The following is a 19,543-nucleotide window of genomic DNA, read 5'->3' on the forward strand; positions in this document are numbered from 1 at the left end:
AGTTTAATCTCCAATTAAAAATCGTTGTAAATGAATGATCCCGTATTTGCTGTATGGAATCCGTAAATAAAGAACAATAATAGCAAAATAAGTAAGTAAAAGCTTGTATATCCTATCCATTTTACAGACTTATTTTCTGATAGCTTTTTGAATAGCATATTGATAACCTCTTTTCTTTTGACACTTATAAAGACGCATGGATCATCAAAAGAGTTTCATATCAAAACATAAAATTTTTAAGAATTGATGAAAAAAAGATGTCCAAAGTATGAACGTGTCTTCGGGCAAAGCTGTCTTATTGTAACAAAGATTTAATATAATTGAAATGAAATGGAAGCTTAAATTTGCCTTAAAATTGGTGAAAGCTGTCGAACAAACGCAAAAGCCACCTAGTTAGACTAGATGGCTTTGATGTTATTTACTTTTTATATTTATTCACTTCGAACATGAGAATGTTGTTGAATACCACATAGTCCTTTTTACTTTCAAAAGGACCTTTGTTGTTGTCATGCTCGTCAATTTCATAAAACCCTGGACCTTCGCCGGCATCACGTTTTTTGTACCAGGATAGGAAGGCATTGACTTCTTTCATTGAAAGGTCATACTCTTTTTGCAAACCATTGACCATTGTGATGATGAGGAGAGCATCGCCGTCTTCATCTGTTGTATCGTCTTTTGGTGGTGTGGTTGGTTCTGGGTCTTTGTCGCCAGGTGGTTCAGTTTCAGTGTTTTTAAGACTCTTTAATGAGATAGATAAATTAGATTTGAAATTTGCTCTAGCGTTAGTTGGGGCACTTGAACTTTGTTCAACTCCTCCAATTACATAGAGCGTATCATTAACAAGTGCGGATACATGTCCCATTCGATAAGGTGCAGAAGTGTTAGGTATAGTTTTTGATGTCTTAGTTTCTAAATCATAGAGTGTAACTCTAGAAACTCCACCCGTTCTTATAATATAATTTTCATACATGACTGCAGAATAATAGGGTGCGATAGCTCCACCACTACTAACTCCCCTCCATTGATCTACTATAGGATCATATTCATAAATTCCTTTTACTAAGACCTCTGATCCAGATAAAATGTAAAGCTTATTCTTCACAACCACTGCATTTCCCGAAGTAGCTTCAAAATTAAATTTTTTCTTTTTGGTCCATTCTTTTGTTTTCAAATCATAACTAAAGGTATTGTTGTACCTATCTGCCTTTAATGCACTATCGTATCCAACTACATAGATCTTCCCATCAATGGCACCTGCATATAAATTGTAAGCAGATACCTTTCTTTCAAACGGGAGCTCTACTGAATCTTCCCAAGTATCCATTTTGATATTATAAACTTCTACGCTATTTGTTAATCCTTGTTCTGTTCTCCCCCCCATTACATATATACGATCATCAACAATTACACTAGCAGCACCCATGCGGCCTGTCTTCATACCAGCTTTTTCTGACCATTTATCTAACTTCGGATCATATACATAAGTAGTATTAGAATATGCCTTACTTGGACCCGTTCCACCTATTACATAGATTTTCCCATCATATACTTCACTTACAGCTCCTACTCTTGCATCTGGTAGCTCTTCTCGTTTTTCCCATTCAAGCGTTTCTGCTTTTATTGATTGTAATGGATAACTTAATGCAGAAAATAATAAAATGAAAATAAAAAACCATTTTTTCAAGATAACCACACTCCTTCAATTTGTTTACACAACAAATATCGGATAGTTATTTATTTTTTTCATGTTTTTGTTGCTTATATATATTTATTACTTATTTACTTACTGTTTCCCCAATACTCCTATAAATTTCCAAAACCAGACTTCCTCATTAGAATCAATTCATATTTTTGTATTCCTCCATCAAAAAAACCCATGATTCATGGGTTTCTTCTCAGTCCGTTATTAAAAAATCCGTCACAAGGCAAACAAGTTCCACGTTTTCATCCAGCCCTCAAAAGCTTGGATACACACTGTCCCCAAAACCAATAGAAAAGATCTCTAAATCAGGTTTCTCCTGAAAGCGCGTAACTAACTAGCTTCTTGTATCCTCATAACATTTCTCAAATTTCTCTTCAAGTGCATCATATATGTAATCATGTTCGGAAAGTATAAATCTCAAAGCATGCTCTTCTATAAAATACCCTTTTCCAGTATCAACTCTATAGCCAAAGAACTGCTCCCCTTGTCAATCACTGATTTGATTTTGTACACCCCAGAATTCCTCCTTACTCATTTCATATTCTCCTTCTACTATACACCTTAATTTTTTAAGTTAGAGAAAGAATGTTCTTTCTATTTAACATTAATCTCTGCGATGACTGAGCAGGAGATTCGTAAGGCTGTTAAGAAGCTTGTCTTAATTAATGGTGTATTAGGATGAGATAAAGAGAAGAAAAAATGAAGGTTCATTAAAAAACGCCCTTCCAGTGGGAGGGGCTATGTTATTAACTATTTTCTTTGGAGTATTTTTTTATCAATGATTCACTAATCCTGCTTACGATATAGATCGCAACCGCTAAAATTAGCATCAACGGAAACATACCTAAACGATTATCTGCAACATAAACAATGATCCCCACAATGATAGCTACTACGATTGCCGTTAAAAAATGCTTCACCGCCATCTCACCCCTTTGTTTAAATCATATACATTTTATTACATAAAAATTGGAATTAAAACACCTTTTTGCTTATAATAAATTATATTACATTTTCTTACAGAAAGAAGGTTGGTGAAAATCTTGAGATCTTTGTTTCTTGTTAGTTTGTCTTTGGTGTTAATGCTTTCTGTCAGCAGCACTCCTTTATTGGCGCAGCAGAATGAAGTAATTTCTAAAAATCAAATAAACTATGAACCTTCCCTATATGTTACTAATGAGAACTTATTAAACAATGAATTGGAAGCTCAAGCAAAATGGGACGGACAATTCTCATCTAATTACACTATACCTTCTTATGTAGTTGCATCAGCTGCCACCTATGGGATGTTTCATATTACAAGATACTTAACTGCAACTTTACAGCTTGGACCTGCTGCAGCTGCTGCGTTTGCTGGGATGGTATCTGGTTATGTCTCGGCAAAAGGTGAAATAAAATTAAAAGCAGTACAAAAGTATAGATGGATTAAAAAGTATACTAAAGCTGAATACCAAGCAACCACAAAAATATATGTTAACGGCAAATACAAAACAACCACAACAAAAAAATGGATCTCGGAAGTAGATACTAACATCGATCGTGTTAAATAACAAAAAAGTCCCTTCATTATTATGGAAGGGCTTTTCAGTTTACTATTGTTACCCATCGTGATATTCAGAGGCAGACGTGATATACACATGCTTTCAAGGTTGTTTAAGTCTAGGCGTTTGTTTATTTCTAGTTCCACTACGTGATGAATCATGTCAGTAGGTACTTACACGATCTTATTTTAAATAGCTTTGACAAAGGTAATTGTCTCGCATTAGAACAAGTTGTCTTGTCTGTTTCCATTCTCTTGATTTATAAAAACTTGTTGATTGTTTATCTCGAACATGTTTGTTGTAATACTTCGCTTCCTGCTGCTTACCATCAGCATGAGCAGGACAATAACCATCCCTTGTTAACTCCCTGCACTTCCTTTGATATGATGCTAGATAGGATCGTGCTGCTTCATAGGGTAGAATCTGGCTGATATGCAGGAGGCTGTCTATAGCTTACCTGTCCCTCACACCGTAAGAACCGAGCATGCCTAGCCCCTGACGATCTCCCCATCTGCCCATATGCATCCCCTTTTATTAAGGGCTTTAAGTCCGTTATATAATTGGTCTGTCCTTATTGCGTGTCCAATTGCTGTGTTGATGATTAGTTCCCTGAGTGAGTTGTCCACGTTGTATCCCTCCCCAAAGTAAAAAGCACCCCGAAGGATGCTATGGTGTATTTTTGTACTCTTTATAGCGTTGTTCAATTCTTTTCTCTTCTTCAATCAACTTGTTAAATATGTATGTGCACTCTTTCACCTCTTTGTATATATCCATTTCAATGTTATATCCTTCAAGTAGTTGTGGGTCAGGAAATCCTCTCTGGAAATTTCTAATTAATAATACTAAATCGTAATCTAGATATTTGTAGACTATTTCTTCTTGTTCCTTAAGAACTTTTATAAATCCAAAAATATAGCTTTTAATAACCTTCTCCTTATCAGCTTCAGTAGTTTGAGGATTTATTAAATAATACAATGTAAATTCAATAGGTTTTAATTGATTTATTAATTGATTTATTTTGACCAAGGTTTCTGTCACAGTGCCCATAAAAATTTCTTTTTCTCGTTGCTGAATTTGGCGTCTAACACCTAAATATGTAATTCCCCCACCTATGATCGCTCCTAATAAAGCAATTAATCCAGCCCAAATAGTCTCTTTATCTTTAAAAAATAAATTTAAAATTCCGCAGTAGATAAGTACATCTGCGATGAATATAGATAAAATGATGAATATTAGTATCGTATCTTTAGAATTTAGTTTCATCTCTTCCCTCCTACAGTTTATATCGGCAAGAAAATTAGTTTATCTGCTAAAAAAGCGACCTCCGCAATGGAAGCCGCTCTCAATTTATCACCTAATACCATCTTAACCGCTCTCACACAAAACGCTTTGCCAAGATCATGCCGAAAGTGTGCCAAAAATTTCATTTTTTATTTTCAAGATAAATATCTGGATAAAATATTGTCTGATGCACTTCGTTATCATATCGTACACAACCTTCGTTTGATAATTGTTCGATAATCAATTCCATCTCAAAACGATTAAGTTGTAATGGCGAAAGATACAGCAAGTCATATTTCAAATCGTCGAGTGGAATCATTGTACGATTCATATACTTTTCTTTTATAAACTTTTTTAAATCCTCGTAGAAATCATTTTCTGTATTTACTTTTTTCTTAATACCATCATTATCCAATCGTCTCACTTTAGAATCTAGGGCAGATGCATTTTTATCCAAGTGTCGCATAACTTCTTCTATGTCTTGTTTGGTTACTGTTTCTTTTTCTGAAAGTTTCTTAGAAAGACTTTTTATTAAATCCTCAGTTCCACTCCTATATGTTGCAACCGTGGATAGCAATTCTTCTCTAAATTCATTCAAATTTCCAATAGTTTCAAGCGTTAGTCTCAATGCGTCTTGCGATGCTTCTTGAGTTTTTGTTAACTTCTCAGCAGTTTCTTTGATATCAACAATTGACTGTCTTTGACCAGCAACATCTACTAGAGTCATTAATATTGCAATTACAGCCAGAACAACGGAAATACCAGTAGCCATAACATTCATCTGGTTCCCAGCATCTTTATTCCCACCAAATGCTATTGCCAATGTAAACGTAATGATTAAGAGTGCAATAATACAGCCATATACTAAATGTACAACACCTATTTGTTTATATTTCACCATAAATCCCCAATCCGCTTTTAAGAACATTATATATCTAGTAAAGTTATTTATCCACACAATCCACCAATTCACCATATCTATTAGTCTGTCCAACTGGATAAATCGCTGTATCCTATGCCCCTCTTGCTTTTCAGCTATTACCTTAAAATGAGTTGGACATTTTCTCATTATGGTTAATTGACGAAAAAGAACGCAAAAAAAGACCCACCTGCCATTTGAACAGATGAGTCTTATAAGCCGAAATCGTCCATTGCTTTGTCCATAGCGTCTTGTGTAATTCCAATGTATCTCAATGTAATGTCAGGACTAGAATGGTTAAATATTTCTTGTAATAAGGCAACGTCTTTATGTTTTTTATAATTCCAGTAGCCAAATGTTTTTCTGAGCGTATGAGTACCTATGCTATCAAGCTCGACATAGTCCGCTGCCTCTCTCATAATGTTATATGCACTGCTGCGGCTGATTGATTTGTTAAGTCCTTCTCTGCTTTTAAAAAGGTATTCTTGATCATCTTTGTCCTTGATATATTGATCTATCGCTTTTCGAAGCGTTTTGTTTATTTTGATTCTTTTTTCTTTACCTGTTTTTTGTTCTCTTAGAGATACATATTGCTTCCTTACATCCTTCACTCTCAATTCTAGCAGATCGGATATACGCAAACCTAGATTGATTCCGGCCACAAAAAGCAACAAGTTCCTTTTGTTTCGCTCTCCAAGATATTTCTTTATATAATGGATCTGATCAAGGTCCCTTATTGGCTGAACAAAATTCATGATTTATCCCCCTGCTTATACACTTCTTCTCTAAGTGCAAAGGCCAGTCGATAGTATGCTTTGTTTTTAACACGATAGTAATTCCGCTGGTTGGGGCTCATATCTGCGTAAATCTCGTAATCATACATTTCTTCATCCTGCATATAGAGTATAACTAAAATGCGGCGCTCTTTTTGCGTAAGACGATTGATTGCACGCTGAATCCGTTCAATTGATTACGCTCAATTTCTCAATCCATCTTACTAAGAGCTGCTTCTTCGGTGGATGTATGGAATTGATTCAAAAAACTCGTGATGTAATAGCGGATCAAAAGGCAATAAACCTGAGAGTACCGACGTCATCAGTTACTAGAGTCATAAAAGATCGCTAAAATAGGTAAGGCCTTCTTTCTTAAACAATAAGAAAAAATAAAAAAGCCAGAAACATTGATGAATCAATGTTTCTGGCTTTTAACAGTTTTAAATCATTATACGTCCCAGGAGAGATTCGAACTCCCGACCGACGGCTTAGAAGGCCGTTGCTCTATCCTGCTGAGCTACTGGGACATGTTGTTATGTAGTGTGCTTTGGTGTATTACCTCAGCGACAAGATTTATTATATTACTATTGTTCTTTAAAGTCAACGGTTTTTCGAAAGTTTTTTCATAAGGGGCAAATGCTGCACCCTTATGAAATACCTTCCAATGTGACAGTGTTTTCGAGGTCTTGTATGACGTGACCTTCGTCCGTGAAAAACTGTACGTTTGCTTCGCTTCCATCTAGTGTCAGTATAGCATAGCTGCGCTCTTTGCGCACTCTTGGCAGGTGCACACTGCCTGGGTTAATGAGCAGTTTTCCTCTTAGCAGCTCACTGCCTGGGATGTGCGAGTGGCCAAAGCAGATAATGTCTGCGCCTAGCTCTTCTGCACGGTAGTAGACTTGGAGCAAGGATTGTTTGATGCCATGCAGATGTCCGTGAGTGAGAAATAGTTTTCCGCCTCCGTCGAGTGGGAGCAGGAGCTCTTCTTCAAAATCGCCCATAAAGTCACAATTTCCTTTGACGACTTTGTATCCTTCGAGTGCTGGGTGGTTCGTTTCGAGTTCTGAATCTCCGCAGTGAATCATCATGTCCACTTCAGCCGCATGCCGTTTAGCAATGGTTTGAAGTTCGTCTGTGAGTCCATGACTGTCACTAATGATGAGTATCTTCATGGCTTCATTCCCCCTTATTCATTTGCGTCTAGCAGTGATGAAAGCTTTTGAAGCGCGACCGCTCGATGGCTGATCTTGTTTTTCTCCTCTGGTGATAACTCGGCCATCGTCTGGTCTTTGTCTTTGACGATGAAAATCGGGTCGTATCCGAAGCCGTTTTCGCCGATCGGTTGTTCTGCGATGAAGCCTTCTACTGATCCTTCTACCGTTTTTGTTTCTTTCCCCGGTATACTGACAGCCAGGGCACATCTGAATCTAGCAGTGCGGTCTTCTTTTTCAATGCCTTGCAGCTCATTCAGCACCTTTTCCACGTTCTCGGCATCGTCTTTATGCTCGCCCGCGTACCTCGCTGAATAGACGCCAGGCTTTCCGCCAAGGTAATCAATTGACAGACCCGAGTCGTCTGCAATCACCATTTCACCTGCTTTGGCTTGAATGGCCTCGGCTTTGATGATCGCATTTTCTTCAAAGGTATGTCCTGTTTCTTCAATCTCTTCCGTAAATCCGATGTCCGCTAGTGTTTTGACCGTGAATCCTTTTGGCTCAAGAATGGCTTTGAATTCTTTCGCTTTGCCCACATTGTGCGTTGCGATGATGGCAGTTTTCATCCTGATCAAACCCTTCTCTTTATTCGATAACTTCTCCTGTCACTGCTTTTTGCTTTTCAATTAATTCTTTGATGCCTTTTTCGGCTAAATCAAGCAGTCCGTTTAGTTGTTCTCTTGAGAATGTCGCTTCTTCGCCAGTGCCTTGAAGTTCAACAAAGCGTCCAGCGCCTGTCATGATGACATTCATATCCACTTCAGCTGAAGAATCTTCTTCATAATTTAAATCTAACAGAAGTCCCTGTTTAGAATCAATTCCGACGGATATCGCGGCTAAATAATCAGTGATCGGATTTTCTTTCAAAACGCCTTCTGATTGAAGCTTTTGAATCGCTAGTGTCATGGCCACAAATGCACCTGTAATAGATGCTGTGCGTGTTCCGCCGTCTGCTTGAATGACATCACAATCAATCCAAATGGTGCGTTCACCAAGCTTTTCTAAGTCAACGACTGCGCGCAGAGCTCGTCCAATTAAACGCTGGATCTCCATTGTACGTCCTGTGACTTTTCCTTTAGATGATTCTCTTATCGTTCTTTGAGCCGTTGCTCTTGGAAGCATGCTATATTCTGCTGTAATCCAGCCTTTTCCTTCTCCTCTTAAAAAAGGAGGTACGCGGTCCTCGATAGATGCGTTACAAATCACCTTCGTATTTCCCGCTGAGATTAAGACAGAGCCTTCTGGGTGCGTAATGTAGCCTGCCTGTATTTCAATTTTTCTTAATTCGTCGTATTGTCTTTCATCTAATCTCATGTTTTACCTCCGTTACAATATACATTCCGCGCGGGTGTCAGCGGGGTTCTCCTATTAACTTTGACAACCTCGATCCGTTCTAATCGCTTGGAATAAAAAAGAGGCAGCGAATGTGCATGCCTCTTTTTCTCCATTATATCAATGTGTGACGTTAAAAACTACCTGTATTCACTTGTTCTGGTCTTGAAACTGGCTTTGTGAGCTCTGCTCCTTTTTCGTTCACAAGCTCTGCCTTTCCGTTTACCTTCACAGACACGCTTTTCACATCTGGCAACTCTGTTAATGTCAGCACAATGCTATCAAGAACTTTTTGTGAAATGACTTTTTTCTTTTCATCTGCACTGCCAAAAATGGATTCATTGAAATCAAGTGTCACATGACCGTCTTTTACTTTCGGAACATCATTCAGCTTCACATCTTGATCAAAGTCTGTCAGCAATTGGCTTGTTTTGCTTGGCCCAGAGACGAGCTCATCAATGGCTGCTGTAATTGGATCATCCTCGTCTTTTGGTGCTCTTTTGGTCACTGGAACATAGTACGTCTGTTTATCAGATTCAGCTAAATAGTAGACAGTCACAGGCTTTGTTGATGTCATATCAGCCGCAGCCTCGTGCTGAATATTAATGCCGTCCTCTCTGCTTAAATCATCTGAAATCGGTGTCCCATTCACAGGCATCTCTTTTAATTCATGGCCATTCATCTTTAATTTGACTTTCGCTACCGAATCAAACTGCGTTAATGTCCAAGTGACTGATTGCAAAATGCGCTGTTCGTCTTCTTTTTTATAGTTTTTGAATTCATTTGAGAAATCAACAACCGCGGTGCCATCTTTAATATCGACAGATACGCTCGTGTCCGCCGGCAGCACGGCTCTGAATCCATTTGGCATCAGGTTAGAAATCGGTCCCCCGTCTACGAGGTATTCAAGTGTTTGTTTCGCACTTCCTTCGTTTTTCGGCAGCGGAATGGATTGAGACACAACATACCCATTTTTATCAATTAAATATAATTCTCTCATAACTGTATCTGCTTGCTTCTCTTCTTTTCCTTCTTTCGCTGTTTGTTTCTCTTCTTTATTTTCTTTCACAAACGTGACATTTTGTGGTGGATCAATCTCTGTTTTCGCTTGGTCTGTTTGAAACAATCCGCATCCTGATAAAAGCATGGCTGACGCAATACACGTAACAGCTGCTGTAGTTCCTTTTTTCAGCATACTTCACCCTCCTCTAGTGGTTTGTACTAGTATGTATACGAGCTCCCTCAGAGGATTAGACCCTTTTCATAAAAAAATAACCCACTTCCATGAGAAGTAGGTTATTGCTGATATACGTGTTCAAGCGAAACCGTTTCGACCTTTCCTGGCAGGTAGCCGAACCAGTCTTGAGCGATGTTTTGAAAGTTTTGTTGCTGTCCTGTTGTATAAAAAGTATGAACAGGCTCTTCCTTCGAATCATTTAACAGCCCTTTATATGAAAGAATTGTGCTCGCTTCTCTCGCTGTCTCATCTCCTGATGAAATGATATTGACGCCACTGCCCATAAAGCGCTGAATCGGTTCTTTTAAAATCGGGTAGTGCGTGCAGCCAAGAATGAGCGTATCAATGCCTGTTTCTTTCATCGGTTCAAGAGAAGCTTTTACGACTTCATCTGCTGTATGATCTAAAAACGTACCGCTTTCCACAAACGGCACCAGCATTGGACATGCCAGACTTTGAACAGTTAGTCCTGCTTTTAAAGAGAGCAACGCTTCTTTATAGGCTTCACTTTTGATCGTATTGGCAGTGCCGATCACGCCAATATGCTGATTGTTTGTGACCTTGATCGCTGTGCGGGCTCCGGGCTGGATCACGCCAATGACCGGGATATCAAGTGTTGCTTTAATTTCATCAAGTGCTATCGCCGTCGCAGTGTTACACGCAATGACAAGCATTTTAATATGGTGGTGTCTTAATAGGTAGTGTGCCATTTCCCATGTATATTGAAGAACCTCTTCTTCTGCTCGAGGGCCGTATGGACATCGTTTTGTGTCGCCTACATAAATAATCTTTTCTTTTGGCAGTTGTCTCATGATCTCCTTCGCAACGGTTAAACCGCCTACGCCGGAATCAATCACGCCGATGGGTTGATCCAACAAAATCGCCTCATTTTCTTTTCATTTGCTGCTGTAGTTTCGTTAAAGATTGGTTGAAAACGATGGCTTCTTCTTCAGAGAAAGCCCCTAGAAGTTCACTGACGTATTCTTGGCGTTTGACAATCACTTCTTGAATGATCCGCTCACCTTCAGGCAATAAATGAATGCGAACCACGCGGCGGTCAGACGGATCTTTCACCCGTTCAACAAGTTCACTTTTTTCCATTCGATCAATTAAATCGGTTGTCGTGCTGCAAGCCAAATACATCTTTTGTGATAGCTCACCTATTGTCATATCTCCGAATTCATAAAGCCACTGAAGCCCTACAAATTGAGGAGGTGTAATCGTATATTGATTCAGGATTTCTCTGCCTTTTTGCTTAATGATTGCAGCAATATGGCGCAATGATTTTTCAATTTCTGCAACATGGCCTGACTCATTCGTTTCCATTTCATTGATACCTCACTATAGCATCTCACTTTGATTAAAACGTACATTCCTATTTTCCTCGTTTTTCAATGAAATTGCAAGAAGAGACTCATGGAAACCATATAGAAATAACCGGCTCCTCCCTGGTGCGGAAGGAAAACCGGCTGACGTTAGAGCTCTAGCTCACCCATACGCAGAAGCTCGACTACGGCCTGTGAACGACCTTTGACTCCTAGCTTTTGCATGGCATTCGAAATATGATTTCGAACAGTCTTTTCGCTAATAAAAAGCTCGCTTGCAATTTCTTTTGTTGTTTTATCTTGGACGAGCAATTCGAATACTTCTCTTTCTCTTTTGGTTAATAGCGGCTTGGATTGAAACTCTTTCTCCTTCAAGTATTGTAACCCTCCTTGCTAAGGTGAGAGCTCTAGTCTCTATAGAATGGGATTCTGTATAGTCGAGATATCATATGCCGGGTACTTGAGGTAGGTGACGTTAAAATCGAGAATTCCCGTAGATGAGCGTCCAATTTGCTCCCCTTCAAACCGCACAAAAAAGGACGAGTCCCCTATAGAGACATCGTCCTTGATCAAACAAGCTTTTAAAATATCGAAATGGCTCCTGTTAAAAGAGCAATAAGTGTTGTAAACAGGGCTGTGAGTACGGTCCATAACAGTGCGTACTTTTGCAAATCACCGATATCTTTATTCAGCATACTCACAAGTAGTAATGTGGAAGCCACAAGCGGACTCAGTAAATGGACAGGCTGTCCGATAATAGAGGCGCGCGCAATTTCTACTGGATCAATTCCGTAAGCTGCGCCGGCTTCAGCTAAGATTGGCAGCACCCCGAAATAATACGCATCATTTGAAAGAACAAATGTAAATGGCATACTCGTCAACGCGACAATGAGTGGAAAAAATGAGCTGTATGAATCTGGAATCATGTAAATGACCAAGTGAGCAATGGACTCCACCATTTTTGTTCCCGAAAAAATGCCTGTGAAAATTCCTGCTGCAAACACAAGGGTAATGACCGTTAAAGCATTTCCTGCATGCGATAAAATCCGCTCACGCTGATCTTCCACTTTTGGATAGTTGATCATAAGCGCAATGACAAAGCCAATGAGAAAGAGTACAGGAATCGGTACGATATCCAATACAAGTGTGACCATGACAGCAATCGTCAGGAAGAAGTTGACCCAAATCAAGTTTGGTCTCTTCATATCTGCAACGCCATCTTCAATTGATGCAGCCAATTCAGGAGAGATCGAGACCTCTTCTTTATACTGAATCTCGGCAACCCCAATGCGCTTCCGTTCTTTTTTTCCAAGAACATACGCTGTAAAAAGGATAAAAAGACCGCCCCCTATCATCGTCGGGAGTAATGGAATGAAGAATTCCGCTGCATCTAAACCAAGTGCAGCAATCGCACGAGTAGCTGGACCGCCCCAAGGCGTCATTCCACTCATAATGCCTAGTGATAATAATGAAATCGTTCCTAAAATCAGTGGGTTCATCCCAATTCTTAAGAAAAGTGGCAGCATAGCTGATACGGTAATCATGTACGTTGTCGTTCCATCACCATCTAATGCAACAAGCATAGACAAAATCGCTACCCCAAAAGCAATTTTGACCGGATCGCCTTTCACAAGGCGTAAAATCAGTTTGATCAACGGGTCAAACAATCCAGCATCCAGCATGACACCGAAGAATAAGATGGCAAATAACAATAAAGCAGCAGATGGTGCAACGGTCTTGAGTCCATCAAGCATCATGTCCCCTAATCCGCTGTAAAATCCACCAATTAATGCAAAGATGATTGGCACAACGGTTAGAGCCACCACCGGATGCATACGTTTTGTCATAATAAGAAATGTAAAAGTCACGACCATCAAGATCCCTAAAATAGCTAGCACTTCATATCCCTCCATCCTCTTCTTTACACGATCCACAAGCGCCCCTTTTGCACTTGCGGCCCGAAATGTTAGCGCTTTCTATTTCAAGGATATAATAGCTTTTTTTATAATGAAAATATCGATTTTTTCGTCTATTCAATAAATTTTTTTTATAATCAGCCTTGCTGACTTCTTAAAAACTCAATGAATGCTTTCACAACAGACAAATGAAGCGAATCCGGTTGGTACATGAGCCATGTATCTCTTAAAACAGGCTGTCCATCTTTATACGAAAGACCTTTTACAAATAGCTCATCACTTGGTCTGAGGCAAATTTCCGGGACAATGGCATAACCTAAACCATGCTTCACCATCTCTTTTGATGTATCTTGCCTGTCTGTCTCCATTGTCACAAGCGGAGGCATCGTGAACGTCTCCTGCCACCATCTGTTAATCAATCGTTTTAATGAACTATCCGTGTGATAGTCAATGAGCGGCAGCTTAGGAAGATCCTTTAGCTGTATTTCTGATTTTGAAATGATACAAAGCCGTTCTTTATCAAGCAAAAATCGCTCTCCATTCCAGTCGTAATCTCCTCTTAAAATCCCTAAATGTACACTTGATGTCCCTAATAAATCCATGACTTTTGTGCTCCATCCTGTGTTCACCATAAATTGAACATGTGGATATTGCTTAGAAAACTCTCTTAAAATTTCCGGCAGTTTATATTGAGCAAAGTTACTCGACACCCCTAACCTGATCGTTCCTTTGACCTTTTTTTGCATATTGAGCATGCCATCTTTCGTTTGCTGGAGCTGCTTGAGCATGTCATTTGCGTATTTAGCCAAGTATTCGCCCTCTGATGTAAATTCAATGCCTCGTTTTCTTTTAAAGAAAAGCTTCATGTCAAATTCCTCTTCAAGCTGTTTCAATCGATAACTTAAGGCAGGCTGCGATACAAATAATTTTTCTGCCGCTTTTGTGATGTTCTTCTCTTCATATAGCACCTTTAAAAACCGCCAATCTTTCTCATCCATTGTGTGCCCTCCTTTTGACCTTGTTATAAAAATATTTTATCAGTTTCTCTTAAAATAATGTATTTAACTTATTTCTTATTATACTTTACCATTTTGATTAGATAAATAGTAACTAAACAATTGAGGGTGAGAGCAATGAGAAAAGTTCCAATCACAATCATGCGAGGCGGTACAAGCAAAGGGGTCTTCATTCAAGCCAATGATGCACCTTACGAACACGATGAACTCGAAGCATTTCTATTAGACATTATGGGCAGCCCTGACCGACTGCAAGTTGATGGAATCGGGGGCGGTAATTCTTTAACAAGTAAGGTGGCCATTATCGATAAAGCCACTCGTCCAGATGTGGATGTGAACTATACGTTTGCACAAGTCAGCATCAATGAAAGATTTGTCGACTTTAAAGGAAACTGTGGGAATATCTCATCAGCAGTTGGGCCGTATGCCATCATTAAAGGACTTGTCCAAGCAGTTGAGCCTGTCACAACAGTACGTATTCTGAATACCAATACGAATAAAATCATTGTGGCAGAGGTAGAAGTCGAGAACGGAGAAGTAAAATTTGAAGGACAGGCAGAAATTCCAGGAGTGAAAGGAACAGGTTCTCCCATTTATTTATCCTTTGAGAAACCTGAAGGCGCTGTCACAGGTAAAACCTTTCCGACTGGAAATAAAATGGATGCGATCCAGACAAAGTTTGGAGAGATTCCGATCTCAATCGTTGACATTGCAAATCCAATCGCCTTTGTCCGTGCCAAAGATATTCAATTAAAAGGAACTGAATTGCCTGAGGAGTTTACAGACGAATTGCTGGATGATTTAGAAGAGATTCGTTCCATCGCTGCTGAAATGTGCCACTTTGCACCAAAAGAACTGGCCACATTACAGTCTCCAGCTGTTCCTAAGCTTGCAATTATTAGCGAGCCTGCTGATTATGTAGATACAAATGGAATATTGAGAAGAGCAGCAGATATGGACATCATCGTTCGTATGCTATCGATGCAAAGACCGCACCAAGCACTTGCCATTACCGGATCTGTCTGTGTGTCAGCCAGCTGTTTCATGGATCAAACGCTTCCGGCACAGCTGTTTCAAGGTCAAGATGATACACTTCGAATTGGTCATCCTGCTGGTATTATGCAAACTGAAATTGATATCTCACAAAGCAGAGTGAAAGTCATTCGAACCGCAAGAGAAATCCTAGATGGGGTGGTCTTTACAAAAAAAGACTACATGGTTCAACCTCAAATAAAAAGAGAAGCATAAATGAGACGTCTTCATGTCGACAAAGAGCTAAAATGAACTGATTTTAGCTCTTTGTCTTTTTTTCAGTGTGAAAATCTTAAAGCAACTCCGTTCTAACACCGAATAATCGAACGAGAAATTGGGCTACTTGGGCGGTGCATCAATATCTCCTGCTGAATGGGCTTTTATATGTCCTTGATCATCTTTTAACTGAATATGACCATATCGGTTCACACCACAGCAAATCCCTTCCTGCCATGTTTGCTTTTCACGATCTAATGAAATACGAAGCGGTTGATTTAGCCGATATAATCGTTTGTTATAAAGGGCAGTGAGGGCTTCAAATCCTTCCATTTGCCAGCGTGCATGGTATTTTTCAAAGGCCGCTGCCAAATCTTTCACTAGCTGGTCCGCTTTCACCTCAGTCAGTTCTGATAGGCAAACGGTTTTATACGGAACGCGCTCCGGCTTTGTCTCTACATTGATGCCCACACCGATGTAAATGGCGCTCCGGTCTGCTTCAATTAATGTGCCAGATACTTTCGCTTCATTAATCAATAGATCATTTGGCCATTTGATCGCCAGTTGATCCTCTGCTCTCATGAGTGGTTTGAGTACATCATAAATGGCAAGTGCCGTCAGCGGGGCAATCGTTGATTGGGTGGAGATATCTACTGGCGGTTTTACTGTCATCGTGACAGCCACATTCCCTGTAGGCGTTTCCCACGGTCTGCCAAGCCTGCCTCTCCCTGCTGTCTGCTGCCGGGCATATACAGCAAATGAAGGGGTTTCTCCTTGCTGAATAAGCCTTTTCGCTTCATTATTTGTACTGTCAATGGTGTCGTATTGAAAAATCTTCATGTGATCTCCTTTTGTTTCATCTTCATATGATCTTTTTATTATAACAAAATGAAACATGTGACCGTGATTCTTTAATGTCGCTGGGCCTGAAAAGTCTCTTTTTCCTCTTCTGTAAACGGTACAGGGGCACCGGTGTCTTTACTTATTTGCACCATCGTGACTGAGCCTGTAAAACACGGTTCTTGCTGTTCATTTTCTCCTAAATAATGAAGGATGAGAGAGCTTGATCCAACCTTTTCTGGCTTTACATACACACGCAGCCTCTCACCGATTTCCACTTGCTTGATGTAATCACATTGAAGGTTTGCCACGACCGTAATCGTCTCTCTCGCTCGCTTCATTCGTTTATCTACAATTCCCGTTTTTTGAAAGAAGGCAATCCGCGCCTCTTCAAAATACACAAATGGGGTGACATTGTTCATGTGACCAAACATATCCGTTTCTGAAAAACGGACGGTTGTTTCCACATAAAATCGAAACGATGCCCTCCACTCTTCAAACGGTTCTTCAATATATGACGGCAGCCTCATTTGATCCACTCCTTATTCGCAAACAAACGCCTCTCCCGTATTGGAAGAGGCGTTTGTTATGTTTTTGCATCCAGCCTCTTGTAAACACTCATCATGATTGGCAAGGAGGACTGAATGTGATGTTATTCTGCGTGATCGCTTCCGAAGAAGTTACGGAAAGCTTGTAATGTTGTATCTCGGTTAAGTGCTGCAATTGATGTTGTGAGCGGGATTCCTTTCGGACAAGCCTGCACACAGTTTTGAGAGTTCCCGCAGTTTGCAAGACCGCCATCACCCATAATTTCTTCTAAACGGTCAGACTTATTCATTGCACCTGTCGGATGTGCGTTAAATAGACGAACTTGTGAAAGCGGTGCAGGGCCCATAAAGGAAGACTTATCATTCACGTTTGGACAAGCTTCAAGGCAGACACCACATGTCATACACTTTGAAAGCTCATACGCCCATTGACGCTTTTTCTCAGGCATTCTTGGTCCAGGTCCAAGATCATATGTGCCATCGATCGGCACCCAAGCTTTGACTTTTTTCAATGAATTGAACATACGGCTTCGATCAACCTGCAAGTCTCTCACAACCGGGAACGTTTTCATCGGCTGAAGACGGATCGGCTGCTCTAACTTGTCAATCAGTGCAGTACATGACTGGCGGGGCGTTCCATTAATGACCATGGAACAAGCGCCGCATACTTCTTCAAGGCAGTTCATGTCCCAGTTGATCGCCGTTGTTTTTTCACCTTTTTTATTGACCGGGTTACGTCTGATTTCCATCAGTGCGGAAATGACGTTCATATTCGGACGATATGGGATTTCGAATTCCTCATCATAAGGCTTGCCATCTGCTGTATCTTGACGTGTGATAATAAATTGAATCGTGTTTTTTTCACTCATCTTATTTCTCCACCTTTTTCTTCGAGTAATCTCGTTTACGAGGTGCAATTAACGATACATCGACGTCCTCATAGTGGAATGCAGGTTTTTGGTTTTTCCCTTTGAACGTAGCCATCGTTGTTTTTAGGAATTCTTCATCATTTCTTTCTGGGAATTCCGGTTTATAGTGTGCGCCTCGGCTTTCATTCCGGTTGTAAGCCCCAATCGTAATGACACGTGCCAGCTGAAGCATGTTGTCAAGCTGACGCGTGAAGGCAGCGCCTTGGTTGCTCCATGAAGCTGTATCGTTGATGTTAATATGCTTATAGCGCTCCATCAGTTCTTCAATCTTCTGATCTGTTTTTAAGAGCTTCTCGTTGTAACGAACGACTGTCACGTTGTCCGTCATCCATTCTCCAAGCTCTTTATGAAGCACATATGCATTTTCTGTGCCATCCATGCTAAGGATGTTGTCCCATTTCTCCTGCTCTTTCTTCACGGCACTGTCGAATGTTGCAGATGATAAATCTTCTGCAGACTTTTCAAGACCGCTAATGTATTTCACAGCATTTGGTCCAGCAACCATTCCGCCGTAAATCGCAGAAAGCAATGAGTTTGCACCAAGTCTGTTTCCGCCGTGCATAGAGTAATCACATTCTCCTGCAGCAAACAAGCCTTTGATATTCGTCATTTGATCATAATCAACCCATAATCCGCCCATTGAATAATGAACAGCCGGGAAAATTTTCATCGGAAGCTTACGCGGGTCATCACCCATGAATTTTTCATAGATTTCAATGATTCCACCAAGCTTAATATCAAGCTCTTTTGGATCTTTGTGAGAAAGATCTAGGTACACCATGTTCTCTCCGTTGATGCCAAGCTTTTGCTCCACACATACGTCGAAAATTTCACGCGTTGCAATGTCACGCGGTACAAGGTTCCCGTATGCTGGGTACTTTTCTTCAAGGAAGTACCAAGGCTTCCCGTCTTTATATGTCCAAACACGTCCACCTTCACCACGAGCTGATTCACTCATGAGACGCAGCTTGTCATCTCCTGGGATCGCTGTTGGGTGAATTTGAATGAATTCTCCATTAGCATAATGAGCACCTTGCTGATAAACGATCGATGCAGCTGATCCGGTATTAATCATGGAGTTCGTTGATTTACCGAATACGATACCAGGGCCGCCTGTTGCCATGATGACAGCATCTGAACGGAAGGATTCGATTTCCATTGTCGTCAAGTTCTGCGCCACAATGCCTCGGCATACTTCCTCGTCATCTAAGACAGCACCAAGGAATTCCCAGCCTTCATATTTCGTCACAAGCCCTGCTACTTCATAGCGGCGAACCTGCTCATCTAGTGCATATAATAACTGCTGACCTGTTGTCGCACCAGCAAATGCTGTACGGTGGTGCTGTGTTCCCCCGAAACGGCGGAAGTCCAGTAATCCTTCTGGTGTTCTGTTAAACATTACACCCATACGATCAAGTAAGTGGATAATGGACGGCGCTGCTTCACACATTGCCTTTACTGGCGGCTGATTAGCTAAAAAGTCTCCGCCATATACCGTGTCATCAAAATGCTCGTAAGGTGAATCTCCTTCACCTTTTGTATTGACCGCTCCGTTAATTCCGCCCTGCGCACAAACAGAATGCGAACGTTTCACAGGTACGATTGAAAATAGTTTAACAGCTGTTCCCGCTTCTGCTGCTTTGATAGTTGCCATGAGACCAGCTAAGCCGCCTCCGACAACGATGATGCTAGAATTACTCATTGTAGCCCCTCTCCCTCTTC

General features: G+C 40.4%; 21 protein-coding genes, 1 tRNA gene and 2 pseudogenes. 2 read left to right on the forward strand and 22 right to left on the reverse strand.

Annotated features, from left to right (window positions below; genetic code table 11):
• Window positions 1-14: 14 nt before the first annotated feature.
• From NSQ11_RS12945 to NSQ11_RS12955, 3 genes are all read right to left on the reverse strand, one after another.
• On the reverse strand, window positions 15-164 hold the full coding sequence (locus tag NSQ11_RS12945) for a teichoic acid D-Ala incorporation-associated protein DltX (protein ID WP_024427820.1): 150 nt from the start codon (window positions 162-164) through the stop codon (window positions 15-17).
• Window positions 165-418: 254 nt separating this feature from the next.
• Window positions 419-1,684, reverse strand: coding sequence for a kelch repeat-containing protein (locus NSQ11_RS12950; RefSeq protein ID WP_148780097.1), 1,266 nt, complete (start codon window positions 1,682-1,684; stop codon window positions 419-421).
• 764 nt (window positions 1,685-2,448) lie between these two features.
• Complete coding sequence (locus NSQ11_RS12955; protein WP_017358156.1) at window positions 2,449-2,628, reverse strand: hypothetical protein; 180 nt, start codon at window positions 2,626-2,628, stop codon at window positions 2,449-2,451.
• 117 nt (window positions 2,629-2,745) lie between these two features.
• Between NSQ11_RS12955 and NSQ11_RS12960 the strand changes: the two genes are divergently transcribed.
• A complete protein-coding gene (locus NSQ11_RS12960) occupies window positions 2,746-3,252 on the forward strand; it encodes a hypothetical protein (protein ID WP_342501122.1) in 507 nt (168 codons plus the stop codon).
• 83 nt (window positions 3,253-3,335) lie between these two features.
• Here NSQ11_RS12960 and NSQ11_RS12965 read toward each other — a convergent pair.
• The 15 genes and pseudogenes from NSQ11_RS12965 to NSQ11_RS13035 all read right to left on the reverse strand — a co-directional run.
• Window positions 3,336-3,666: pseudogene (locus NSQ11_RS12965) on the reverse strand (hypothetical protein); the annotation flags it as partial.
• A 243-nt stretch (window positions 3,667-3,909) separates the two neighbouring features.
• Window positions 3,910-4,506 carry a hypothetical protein gene (locus NSQ11_RS12970; protein ID WP_046344156.1) on the reverse strand — a complete coding sequence of 199 codons (597 nt, stop codon included), beginning with the start codon at window positions 4,504-4,506 and terminating at the stop codon, window positions 3,910-3,912.
• A 160-nt stretch (window positions 4,507-4,666) separates the two neighbouring features.
• Window positions 4,667-5,422, reverse strand: coding sequence for a hypothetical protein (locus NSQ11_RS12975; protein ID WP_123766599.1), 756 nt, complete (start codon window positions 5,420-5,422; stop codon window positions 4,667-4,669).
• A 233-nt stretch (window positions 5,423-5,655) separates the two neighbouring features.
• Window positions 5,656-6,198 carry a site-specific integrase gene (locus tag NSQ11_RS12980; RefSeq protein ID WP_335358047.1) on the reverse strand — a complete coding sequence of 181 codons (543 nt, stop codon included), beginning with the start codon at window positions 6,196-6,198 and terminating at the stop codon, window positions 5,656-5,658.
• Window positions 6,195-6,487: pseudogene (locus NSQ11_RS12985) on the reverse strand (ArpU family phage packaging/lysis transcriptional regulator); the annotation flags it as partial. The pseudogene NSQ11_RS12985 and the gene NSQ11_RS12980, both read right to left, overlap by 4 nt.
• A gap of 182 nt (window positions 6,488-6,669) precedes the next feature.
• Window positions 6,670-6,743 (reverse strand) — tRNA-Arg (locus NSQ11_RS12990).
• Between the two features lie 120 nt (window positions 6,744-6,863).
• A complete protein-coding gene (locus NSQ11_RS12995) occupies window positions 6,864-7,388 on the reverse strand; it encodes a metallophosphoesterase (RefSeq protein ID WP_008345914.1) in 525 nt (174 codons plus the stop codon).
• A 14-nt stretch (window positions 7,389-7,402) separates the two neighbouring features.
• Window positions 7,403-8,005 (reverse strand): XTP/dITP diphosphatase, encoded by a 603-nt coding sequence (locus NSQ11_RS13000; RefSeq protein WP_164071256.1) that lies wholly within the window; start codon window positions 8,003-8,005, stop codon window positions 7,403-7,405.
• 10 nt (window positions 8,006-8,015) lie between these two features.
• On the reverse strand, window positions 8,016-8,744 hold the full coding sequence (gene rph / locus NSQ11_RS13005) for a ribonuclease PH (RefSeq protein WP_007501599.1): 729 nt from the start codon (window positions 8,742-8,744) through the stop codon (window positions 8,016-8,018).
• Between the two features lie 151 nt (window positions 8,745-8,895).
• Window positions 8,896-9,957 carry a GerMN domain-containing protein gene (locus tag NSQ11_RS13010; RefSeq protein ID WP_017367749.1) on the reverse strand — a complete coding sequence of 354 codons (1,062 nt, stop codon included), beginning with the start codon at window positions 9,955-9,957 and terminating at the stop codon, window positions 8,896-8,898.
• Window positions 9,958-10,058: 101 nt separating this feature from the next.
• Window positions 10,059-10,877, reverse strand: a complete 819-nt coding sequence (gene racE, locus NSQ11_RS13015; RefSeq protein ID WP_089374140.1) for a glutamate racemase — start codon at window positions 10,875-10,877, stop codon at window positions 10,059-10,061.
• A 7-nt stretch (window positions 10,878-10,884) separates the two neighbouring features.
• Window positions 10,885-11,325, reverse strand: coding sequence for a MarR family transcriptional regulator (locus NSQ11_RS13020; RefSeq protein WP_007501606.1), 441 nt, complete (start codon window positions 11,323-11,325; stop codon window positions 10,885-10,887).
• Between the two features lie 149 nt (window positions 11,326-11,474).
• Entirely contained in the window at window positions 11,475-11,699 is a 225-nt protein-coding gene (gene gerE, locus NSQ11_RS13025; RefSeq protein WP_003184172.1) for a spore germination transcription factor GerE, read from the reverse strand.
• A 206-nt stretch (window positions 11,700-11,905) separates the two neighbouring features.
• Complete coding sequence (locus tag NSQ11_RS13030) at window positions 11,906-13,222, reverse strand: citrate:proton symporter (protein WP_025207747.1); 1,317 nt, start codon at window positions 13,220-13,222, stop codon at window positions 11,906-11,908.
• Between the two features lie 155 nt (window positions 13,223-13,377).
• The gene (locus NSQ11_RS13035) at window positions 13,378-14,238 is read right to left on the reverse strand and encodes a LysR family transcriptional regulator (RefSeq protein WP_007501609.1); all 861 of its coding nucleotides are present in this window, start codon (window positions 14,236-14,238) and stop codon (window positions 13,378-13,380) included.
• A 135-nt stretch (window positions 14,239-14,373) separates the two neighbouring features.
• On the opposite strand from NSQ11_RS13035, the gene NSQ11_RS13040 reads away from it, so the two are divergent.
• The gene (locus tag NSQ11_RS13040) at window positions 14,374-15,504 is read left to right on the forward strand and encodes a PrpF domain-containing protein (protein ID WP_241511343.1); all 1,131 of its coding nucleotides are present in this window, start codon (window positions 14,374-14,376) and stop codon (window positions 15,502-15,504) included.
• Window positions 15,505-15,627: 123 nt separating this feature from the next.
• On the opposite strand, the gene NSQ11_RS13045 is transcribed toward NSQ11_RS13040, so the two are convergent.
• The 4 genes from NSQ11_RS13045 to sdhA all read right to left on the reverse strand — a co-directional run bounded on the left by NSQ11_RS13045 (window position 15,628) and on the right by sdhA (window position 19,523).
• On the reverse strand, window positions 15,628-16,344 hold the full coding sequence (locus tag NSQ11_RS13045) for a biotin--[acetyl-CoA-carboxylase] ligase (RefSeq protein WP_135226591.1): 717 nt from the start codon (window positions 16,342-16,344) through the stop codon (window positions 15,628-15,630).
• 71 nt (window positions 16,345-16,415) lie between these two features.
• Window positions 16,416-16,874: a thioesterase family protein gene (locus tag NSQ11_RS13050; protein WP_007501614.1), complete on the reverse strand. Its 459-nt coding sequence runs from the start codon at window positions 16,872-16,874 to the stop codon at window positions 16,416-16,418.
• Between the two features lie 122 nt (window positions 16,875-16,996).
• Window positions 16,997-17,761, reverse strand: a complete 765-nt coding sequence (sdhB, locus tag NSQ11_RS13055; RefSeq protein ID WP_008345969.1) for a succinate dehydrogenase iron-sulfur subunit — start codon at window positions 17,759-17,761, stop codon at window positions 16,997-16,999.
• A gap of 1 nt (window position 17,762) precedes the next feature.
• Window positions 17,763-19,523 (reverse strand): succinate dehydrogenase flavoprotein subunit, encoded by a 1,761-nt coding sequence (sdhA, locus tag NSQ11_RS13060; protein ID WP_008345971.1) that lies wholly within the window; start codon window positions 19,521-19,523, stop codon window positions 17,763-17,765.
• Window positions 19,524-19,543: the final 20 nt, after the last annotated feature.

The organism is Bacillus sp. FSL W7-1582 (assembly GCF_038593325.1).
GTDB classification, from domain to species: Bacteria; Bacillota; Bacilli; order Bacillales; family Bacillaceae; genus Bacillus; species Bacillus altitudinis.

Coding starts and splice junctions, on each gene's coding strand:
- NSQ11_RS12955 (WP_017358156.1), bottom strand. CDS start 2,628: ATGGCGGTGAAGCATTTTTTAACGGCAATCGTAGTAGCTATCATTGTG.
- NSQ11_RS12970 (WP_046344156.1), bottom strand. CDS start 4,506: ATGAAACTAAATTCTAAAGATACGATACTAATATTCATCATTTTATCT.
- NSQ11_RS12980 (WP_335358047.1), bottom strand. CDS start 6,198: ATGAATTTTGTTCAGCCAATAAGGGACCTTGATCAGATCCATTATATA.
- NSQ11_RS12995 (WP_008345914.1), bottom strand. CDS start 7,388: ATGAAGATACTCATCATTAGTGACAGTCATGGACTCACAGACGAACTT.
- rph (WP_007501599.1), bottom strand. CDS start 8,744: ATGAGATTAGATGAAAGACAATACGACGAATTAAGAAAAATTGAAATA.
- NSQ11_RS13010 (WP_017367749.1), bottom strand. CDS start 9,957: ATGCTGAAAAAAGGAACTACAGCAGCTGTTACGTGTATTGCGTCAGCC.
- NSQ11_RS13020 (WP_007501606.1), bottom strand. CDS start 11,325: ATGGAAACGAATGAGTCAGGCCATGTTGCAGAAATTGAAAAATCATTG.
- NSQ11_RS13035 (WP_007501609.1), bottom strand. CDS start 14,238: ATGGATGAGAAAGATTGGCGGTTTTTAAAGGTGCTATATGAAGAGAAG.
- NSQ11_RS13040 (WP_241511343.1), top strand. CDS start 14,374: ATGAGAAAAGTTCCAATCACAATCATGCGAGGCGGTACAAGCAAAGGG.
- NSQ11_RS13045 (WP_135226591.1), bottom strand. CDS start 16,344: ATGAAGATTTTTCAATACGACACCATTGACAGTACAAATAATGAAGCG.
- NSQ11_RS13050 (WP_007501614.1), bottom strand. CDS start 16,874: ATGAGGCTGCCGTCATATATTGAAGAACCGTTTGAAGAGTGGAGGGCA.
- sdhB (WP_008345969.1), bottom strand. CDS start 17,761: ATGAGTGAAAAAAACACGATTCAATTTATTATCACACGTCAAGATACA.
- sdhA (WP_008345971.1), bottom strand. CDS start 19,523: ATGAGTAATTCTAGCATCATCGTTGTCGGAGGCGGCTTAGCTGGTCTC.